Origin of the sequence: Roseovarius sp. (assembly GCF_018066915.1) — a bacterium.
Lineage (GTDB): Bacteria > Pseudomonadota > Alphaproteobacteria > Rhodobacterales > Rhodobacteraceae > Roseovarius.
In genome coordinates this window covers 1-2,964 of sequence record NZ_JAGPVV010000005.1, presented here as the reverse complement: position 1 = coordinate 2,964, position 2,964 = coordinate 1, and the positions used below count along the sequence as shown (strand labels likewise).

Sequence of the window (2,964 nt, the reverse complement as noted above, 5' to 3'; positions counted from 1 at the left end):
CTCGACGGTCATGCTGACGCGGACATTGGCCAAGAGGCCCAGATCCACGTTGGTCAGGCTGGTGTCGGGCAGGTCGGTCAGGGGGGTGGCATCGTTGGTCATGGCGGGGTCCTTTGGATCAGGGTTCAATACGGCGGGTGAGCGAGAGCGCGGCGCGGCCATTCTGCGCGCCCGGTTCGGCGTCAAAGAGCGGCGTGCCCTCGACGAGCAATTGCGGGCGCAGCGCCAGATCGACCGGCACCACGCGGCCGGGGCGCAGCCCGGTGAGGGCGCTGATCGGCACATTGGGTTCGGCCAGACGTGCCGTGACATTCAGCGGCACGGCCATCACCGCCTCGCGCAGGCGGTTGCGCCAGCGCAGGTCATCGGCCACCTGATCGGACTGCATCCGCGAGCGCAGGCGCGCGGCGATGGGTTTGAGCGCTTGGAGCGGATAGATGAGGTCCAGCGTGGCCGGGTCCGCCTCGGGCAGTTGAATGATGAAGGAGCAGCAGACGACCTTTTCCTCGCTTTCGACGAACGTGGCGAATTGCAGGTTGTCCTCATGCACCGGGTTGGCAAATTCGAGCGGGATCAGATCACGCCACGCGGCCTCGAGCGCGCGGTAGATGCCTTTGGTCACGATTTCGATCACGCGCGTCTCGCTTGCGGTGAATTCGGCGCGGCCCCCCGGCAGATAGGCGATATTGCCGCCGTAATAGGCATTGGTCAGCAGCGATACGAAGTTTGGCGGCAGCATGATGAGTTGATTGCTGCGCAGCGCATCGACACGGGCGGTGGTGAGGCTCACGAAATTTTCCAACTCGTCGCAGTAATGCGAAAAGCTTTTGACCTCGGGCGGAAAGGCGGAAATGCGCGGGTGCATCCGCAGGAACGGCAGGAACACCGGGCGCGCCAGACGGCAAAACCGTTCGTTGACCATGCGCAACCCGTGGTAATCGCCCATGATCGACAGGTTGTCAGAGCCGAATTTGTAGCGCTTGACGCTTTCGGTGCCGTGGGTCTGCTCTTTCTCCATGTCGAGCAGGCCGTCGACAAGGGCTGCGACCTCGTTCGAGCTGAGTTTATGGGTGGCGCTGGTGGTGTTGCGGGCCATGGCGGGACCTATTGCAGGACGAAGGAGGGAAAGAACACGCCTTCGATGCCGCCAAACCCTTCGAGCGCCTCGAGCCGGGCGTTGATCGCATTCTTGAGGGCCAGGGCCAGCGCCTCGCGTCCGGCGGTGCCTTCGACATCCTCTTCGGCAAAGCCCGAGATCACAGCGAGCATATCAGAGCGCAGCGCCATGGCGTGCGTTTCGACATGGGCGATGACGCTCTCGTCATATTGGGTCGAGACCCCGACACCGATCTGGAGAAACCGGCGCGAGCCCTTGAGATTGGTGGTCAGCGGTTCGGGAAACTCGTGATAGCGGGTTTCGAACACGGGCGCCTCGGGCATCTCTTTGGGGATGCGCTTGGGGCCGGCCTCGGCCTCGCCTGCGGCGTCGGCGGCGGCGGTTTCCATCTCTATGAGGCGTAACACCTCTTGCGACGGCGAGAGCCGCCCCCCCGAGAGGTAAAATCCGGCCCCAAAGCCGCCGCCGCCCAGGACGAGCGCCAGCAAGAGCCAGACCAGCATTTTCTTGAGAAAGCCGCCTTTGGGGCGGGCATCGAGATTGGGGAGTGCGGCATCGGCCATGGGGAACCTCAGGCGATCAGGTCAATGGAAGAGCGCGCGGCGAAACGCGGCGCGCGGGGGTGGGTCGGGGTCTCTTCGGCGGGGGCGTGGGGCATGGCCTGTCCCGGTTCGGTGCCGGGCTGGCCGCCGCGCGGGTTGGCATCGCCGCCCGAGGGGCCAAAGCCCCCGGAGCCGCCAGAGCCGCCTGTTGTGGTGGTGGACTGGCTGCCCATCTCGAGCCCGGCGCGGGCCATGGCCTCGGCCAGACGCGGCTGGGCCTCGGCCATGGCGCGGGCGGCCTCGGGGGTTTCGGTCACGATATGCACATGGGTCACGCCGTCCAGCGTCTCGAGCCGGATTTGCAGCGGGCCAAGACGCTCGGGCGTGAGCGTGAGCGTCAGAGAGTCGAGATTGGCGCTGGCCCCTTGGCGGATGTCCTGCACCATCTGTTCGGGCCACTGAGGGGCCGCGAGATCGAGGGTCTGGGGCAGGGGCGCTGTTGTCAGCGGCGCGGGGGCGCTGCCGGACAGGGCGGTTTGTGGCGCGGCCAAGGGGGCGGCCTCGGCGGGGGCAAGGGAGGCTGCGCTGCTGGTCTCAAGGGGGGCAAGCGCGGCGGTGTCGGCGCTGAGCGCAGGTGTGGCGGGGGCGCTGTCACCTGTCGACGCGGGGCTCGCGGGTGTCGCGGGCACGAAGGGGGCCGCGATGGGCAGGGCCGATGTGGCGAGGGGCGTTGCCTCGGGGTCTTGCGGGGCCTCGGTGGGCTCTGGAGTGTCGGCGCTCTGTGCCTCGGGCGTCGCCTGTGCGACCTCTGCCACAACGGGCGGGCTGTCGGGCTGGGGTTGTGGCGGGGTTGGGTCAGGCAGGGCTGTGGCCTCGGTGCCCTTCGCCTCGATGCCCGTATTTTGGACGTCGGCAGCCTCGGTCCCTGTCTCCTCGGGCAGGCTCTGGGCCTCGGGGAGGTTATCCAACCCGGATTGGGCGACAGGCGCGGCAGGGGGGTGCGCCGCTATCTCAAGTGGCGGGAGTGCGGCTGTTGCGGGGAGAAGGTCGACAGAGGCAGGGGCCAGCCGGGCCATGTCCGGCGCAGGGATCGGCGCAAGCGGTTGTGCCGGCGTCAGGACGGGTGTCTGGATGGGCGTCTGAACGGGAGTCTGAACGGGAGCCTGTGCTGCACCGAGAAGGGCGGAAAATCCTTGGATCGGTACGCCAGAGCCTTGGCCAAGCGCCGCAGCGGCACGGCCGGGGGCCGTGGCAGCGGGGGTGGGAAGGCTGGTCAATACCGGGGCGATCATGCCGGGCTCCGTC

Annotated in this window: 3 protein-coding genes; all 3 read right to left on the bottom strand. The window is 67.5% G+C overall.

The genetic code is table 11. The features are described from left to right. Nucleotides 1-118: 118 nt before the first annotated feature. Nucleotides 119-1,096, bottom strand: coding sequence for a flagellar motor switch protein FliM (gene fliM / locus KBT70_RS00210; protein ID WP_296627354.1), 978 nt, complete (start codon nucleotides 1,094-1,096; stop codon nucleotides 119-121). 8 nt (nucleotides 1,097-1,104) lie between these two features. Beyond that, nucleotides 1,105-1,680: a flagellar basal body-associated FliL family protein gene (locus KBT70_RS00205; RefSeq protein ID WP_296627352.1), complete on the bottom strand. Its 576-nt coding sequence runs from the start codon at nucleotides 1,678-1,680 to the stop codon at nucleotides 1,105-1,107. 8 nt (nucleotides 1,681-1,688) lie between these two features. After that, on the bottom strand, nucleotides 1,689-2,964 hold a 1,276-nt coding region (locus KBT70_RS00200; protein WP_296627351.1), incomplete at its 5' end, for a flagellar hook-length control protein FliK.